The sequence below is a fragment of the bacterium genome (assembly GCA_040753555.1).
GTDB lineage: Bacteria > UBA9089 > UBA9088 > UBA9088 > UBA9088 > JBFLYE01.
The window spans coordinates 1-4,813 of the sequence record JBFMDZ010000159.1; the positions used below are offsets into that span (position 1 = coordinate 1).

General features: G+C 36.4%; 8 protein-coding genes. 7 read left to right on the forward strand and 1 reads right to left on the reverse strand.

What is annotated here, in order from left to right:
• The first annotated feature begins 122 nt into the window (after positions 1–122).
• From AB1630_10330 to AB1630_10360, 7 genes are all read left to right on the forward strand, one after another.
• Positions 123–1,295: a hypothetical protein gene (locus AB1630_10330; GenBank protein ID MEW6104185.1), complete on the forward strand. Its 1,173-nt coding sequence runs from the start codon at positions 123–125 to the stop codon at positions 1,293–1,295.
• Positions 1,267–2,277 (forward strand): hypothetical protein, encoded by a 1,011-nt coding sequence (locus AB1630_10335; protein ID MEW6104186.1) that lies wholly within the window; start codon positions 1,267–1,269, stop codon positions 2,275–2,277. Before AB1630_10330 ends, AB1630_10335 begins: the two co-directional genes overlap by 29 nt.
• Before the next feature lie 3 nt (positions 2,278–2,280).
• Positions 2,281–3,351, forward strand: a complete 1,071-nt coding sequence (locus tag AB1630_10340; protein MEW6104187.1) for a pre-toxin TG domain-containing protein — start codon at positions 2,281–2,283, stop codon at positions 3,349–3,351.
• A gap of 65 nt (positions 3,352–3,416) precedes the next feature.
• Entirely contained in the window at positions 3,417–3,800 is a 384-nt protein-coding gene (locus tag AB1630_10345; protein MEW6104188.1) for a helix-turn-helix domain-containing protein, read from the forward strand.
• On the forward strand, positions 3,781–4,122 hold the full coding sequence (locus AB1630_10350; protein MEW6104189.1) for a winged helix-turn-helix domain-containing protein: 342 nt from the start codon (positions 3,781–3,783) through the stop codon (positions 4,120–4,122). Before AB1630_10345 ends, AB1630_10350 begins: the two co-directional genes overlap by 20 nt.
• Complete coding sequence (locus AB1630_10355; GenBank protein ID MEW6104190.1) at positions 4,082–4,264, forward strand: hypothetical protein; 183 nt, start codon at positions 4,082–4,084, stop codon at positions 4,262–4,264. Before AB1630_10350 ends, AB1630_10355 begins: the two co-directional genes overlap by 41 nt.
• Positions 4,265–4,274: 10 nt before the next feature.
• Positions 4,275–4,445, forward strand: coding sequence for a hypothetical protein (locus AB1630_10360; protein ID MEW6104191.1), 171 nt, complete (start codon positions 4,275–4,277; stop codon positions 4,443–4,445).
• On the opposite strand, the gene AB1630_10365 is transcribed toward AB1630_10360, so the two are convergent.
• Positions 4,425–4,769: a hypothetical protein gene (locus AB1630_10365; protein ID MEW6104192.1), complete on the reverse strand. Its 345-nt coding sequence runs from the start codon at positions 4,767–4,769 to the stop codon at positions 4,425–4,427. The genes AB1630_10360 and AB1630_10365 overlap by 21 nt on opposite strands.
• Between the last annotated feature and the right edge of the window lie 44 nt (positions 4,770–4,813).

Consider the following 4,813-nt stretch of genomic DNA (forward strand, 5'->3'; position numbering starts at 1 on the left):
AAAGAAAACTGTGAGGCATTGATGGATAAAGCCGAAGAGATTGGCAGAATGATTTCAGGCCTTTTTAAAAAGCTTAATCCTTAATCCTTACAGCTTATAGCTTTAAAATTGGAGGTGCTAAAATGCAGACAGAGCCAATTAGTTCAAATGGGGTAAGTCAAGGGGCAAGCAAGCCAAAAAAGGGAAATGGAGATTTCCTTAAATTCCTAAATGATGCAATAGGAAAGACAAATAAAGACCCTGGCTGGGAGGACAGAGAAGAGATAAGGGTATTAGAGAAGGGAATAAATCAATGGGATGTTGAAAAGGATGGAAGGATTGATGCCAAGGACATCAAAAGGCTATTTCCTAAAAATAAGAGAGTAATTGAAGAAATAGAGGCTTATTTGGGAAAGACAGACAAAGATCCTGGATGGAAAAATAGTAGCATAAGGGGTTTAATAAGAAGAAGAAGATGGTGGGGTCTTAGGCGTAGATATTATTGGGGGTCTAGGGTTATTCCAGGATATAAACGCTATGATTATAACCATGATAAAAAGATAGATAATGAGGACATAAGGCTTTTAATCCCTGATGCTAAAGTAAGGGATGCCTATTTAAAAACAAGCAAAGACCCTGGCTGGGAGGATAAGGTCTTAAAAGAGATAATCTTTGGCTATAAAAATGCTGATTTAAACCAGGATGGAATAGTAGACAATCGTGATCTTGCCTTATATTTTGAGGCAGAAATTGAAAAAATGAAAAAAGAAGCAGGGGGAAAGCCACTTACCGACCTTGAGAAGATTCAAGAAGCAAAGAAGTTGCTTAGTGAATATTATAATTTCAAGGTAGATAATGTAGAGCTATGTGGAAAGATAGCCAAGGATATATGTGATATTATCCTTGATCTGCACCCAGCTACCAAAGAACCCTGGTTGGTTTTCAAGATGATCTATAATTTTGCAAGGAATAAACCCAAGGAAGCAATCCTTGAGCTAGACCCAACCTGGATGGTTTCCATAGTAGAAAAATCAGCAAATTATGGGAGCTATATTTGGAATACAGCGGCAACGAATTTTGGACTGGTTGAAGAAAAATATAAAGATGCCATTAAAGAATATCTTTCCATGAGATCTGATCCTAATGCAACTGCCTCTAATACAGAATGGCCAAAACCGAATCTTCCAGGATGGAAGCTCATTAAAGCAGATGTTGATTATTACATAGAAAAGAGAAAACATATATCTGGATTTAACCTTCCTCAATGGTTAGTTGAAGCAATTGAAAATGGAGTCAAAGATCTTTACAATTTCTAAGATAATTATTCTTTATCTTTGCCTTATTCTCTCTGGATGCAAAGAGGATATTAAGCTTTCCAATGAAATCTCTAAAATAGAGGAGGAAAAAGAATATATCACATTTAATGCTCTAGTTCCATCTCAAGGAGAAGAAATTCCAGGGCAAGAGCTTTTTATGATGGACATCTATGGAGAGAATGAAATCCGATTGGTTTTTGGAACATCAAGTGATGAAGATAGCGCTTCTTGGTCATCTGATGGCAACAAGATTCTGTTTAGTTCTGTATCGGAAAAAAAGGGCTACCTTATTTACATTGCAGATATTAAGAAAAAAAGGCTCTATAAACTAAAAGGAAATCTTGAGGGAGGTGCTTCTTGGTCACCTGATGGCAAAAAGATAATTTTTACCTCCGCAAGAGATAATCCGAAGGAAGGGGTAGGTGAAATCTACATTATAGATGCAAATGGAAAGAACCAAAAAAGGCTTACATTTACTCTCAATGATAGTGAAGGATCTCCTCGTTTTTTCCCCGATGGTAAAAAAATTGTTTTCACATTTTGGGATCATAAAAACTTAAACAGTGGAATATACACAATGAATATAGATGGCACTGAGTTAAAAAGATTGACCAATAATAATCAAGATGATTATCCTGTTCCTTCTCCTGATGGAAAGACAATCGCTTTTTACTCCATAAGAGAACAATCAAAATATAATGCCATTTATCTCATGAATTCAGATGGAAGTAATATCAGAAAACTACTCACTAATGGTCCAGAAATGAGGGAATGGGATCCCTGCTGGTCTCCTGATGGAAGCAAAATTGTTTTTGAAGGTTGGGTTATAGAAAGAGAGAAAGGAAAGCCTATGAGGTTAGTAAAAGACCTTTATATTGTTGACAAAGATGGAAAAAATCTAAAAAGACTTACATTTACTCCAAAAAGAGCTGAATGCGATCCCTCCTGGCGGCCCCGTCCTAAATCTTTAAAGAAAGAATAATCAATGCTTACCCAAACCGCAACCTTTGCAAGAGAGGCAAAGGACAGCCTAGGGGTTTACCCCTCCCAAGAAACCATAACCTCCCCTGGGGCATTAAGGTTTGAGAATATTGAGGTAATCCCCTCAATCAATCTTTCATCTAGTGAATTAGCAAATATTCCTGATTTCATATTTTTAGATAATAAATCTGATTCTGGCTCTCTTGCTTCATCCCTTGACCCATCCCTGGTTACCCCTCCCTGGTATAACCCTTATGAGACCTCAGAAAGCAATATCCAAACCCAATCCCAAGATTTTAATCCCCAATCCTATGAGGGCAAGTTTATCAAATACCAGGACTACACATTTTACATAATGAATGGAAAGAAAAGGCTTATTCCCAATAATAGTGTTAAAGCCTATGCCCCTGATGGCACATCTATTACAGAGCTAACCTCAGAGCAATTATCCCAATTTCCAACCGGTGATGTCCTTCCTGAGATAAAATATCCCGATGGAAGCTTAATAAAGACAGTTGAATACTATTCTAATGTCCCTTCTTTAATAAAGAAAGAAGATTATTTCCTTATCTTCTCAGGAACAAAGCATCTTATTGATACAGGAACAATGCAGATATTTAGCTTAAAGCCTAATGATGCAAAGGTAGTCTCTGATAGTGAATTTCTCTCTATCCCAACCAGTGATCCCCTTAAGGCAAGGGTAGTAAGAAATGAAAGCCTAGGAGACTTCCTTATCCTTGGCTTAGAAAGAAGGTTTATTCCAACCCTTGACACAACCAATGAATACCTTAGACTTCTTGGCCAGAGAAGCGTAGAACAAATATCCACCGATAAGTTACAGACCTATATTCCCAAGGAGGCGCTAGAAAGAATAGAGCCACCTCCACCCCCTCCCCAGCCAAAGAAGAACAAATGGTATCAGAAGATATGGTCGGTAGTATCGGGGGTTGTCTCAACCGTGGTCAGAGGTCTTCCTGGAATTGGCCAGCTCTATTCCTTTGCCACAGCAATTGCTGGAAGGGATTTTATAACAGGACAGAAGCTTTCTGGTGCAGATATACTGAAAATCAATTAAATTTCAAGTAAGAAAGAAAATTATCTCTTAAGTAATTTGTAAAAAATGCCGAATAAATAGGTAGAATGGCAGAATTTCTTAAGGATGAAGATAGGGACAAATTAAAAGGTCTGCATAGGAAGACAAAAGAAAAGAAGTTAGCAGACCGTATTAAGTGTATCTTGGCATTAGACTCTGGATTTACCTATAAAGAGATAAAAAAGATGTTGCTTTTGGATGAGGTAAGTATAAACAATTACAAGAAGATATACCAGGAAAATGGAATAGATAAGCTCTTGGATGTAAATTATAATGGCTATTCTGGAAAGTTGTCTTTAGCTCAAGAAGAAGAATTAAAAGACCATCTAAAGAAGCATTTAATAAGGTCTGCAAAGGGGATATGTGAGATTGTTAAACAAAGATTTGGGAAAAAATATACCTTAAGTTGGAATGGTTCATCTTTTACATAGATTAGGATTTGTATACAAGAAAACCCGATTGGTTCCCTGTAAGGCTAATAAAGAAAAACAAGAAGCATTTGTTAAGAAATATGAGGAACTAAAAGCCAATAAGGAAAAAGATGATAAGATATACTTCATAGATGCCGTTCACCCCCAATATAACTCAATGCCAGGGTGGGGCTGGATAGAAAAGGGAGAGGAAATGCAGACTTTAAGTAATAGTGGTCGTCAAAGGATAAACATAAATGGTGCCCTAGATATAGAAACAAAGAAGATTATAGAAAGAGAAGATGATACAATTAACTCCTTATCTTGTAAGAAGTTGTTTTAAGAAAATAGAAAAGCCAAGCCCAAAGGCAAAAAATATCAAGGGAATAGCTGACAATGCTAAATATTACCATTCAGAGGAAATAAAAGAGTATCTAACAAACTTTAAGGATAAAACCCATATTCCTTCCCCCATATTCTCCTAATCTCAATCTAATTGAGCGTGTATGGAAATTCTTCAAGGATAAAGTAATAAGAGGCAAATACTATGAGAGATTTGATAAGTTTAAGGCAGCAGTTCATGAATTCTTTGAGAATTTTGGAAGTTATAAAGGAGAATTAGAGAGCTTACTTGTCAAAAAAATTTCAGATAATAGAGGTTGTTGACACTTGAAAACCAATTTTATTTGAGTATACCAAATCTCCTAACCCCAATTCCTGCCACATAAAAGAAGCAAGATATCGTACCCCATACTCCTTAATCTCTTCGTTCCTTAAGTCTTCTGCAAAAATTAATGGTTTTTCTCCTACCTTTTGCAGTAGGCCATTGACAATCTGCTTTATATCCTTTCGTAAGACAACTACATTGCCCAGATTAGCTATTACCCTTTGTTTGCGTTTACCTTTCTGGTAATAACTCTCTACAATTCTGACATACTCATTGACTTGACCGGTTGACGATTTCGTCTTAACTGTCCTTATAAATGCCATTGTGTCATTACTCCTTTATTTATTTCTTATTAAGAATAATAATA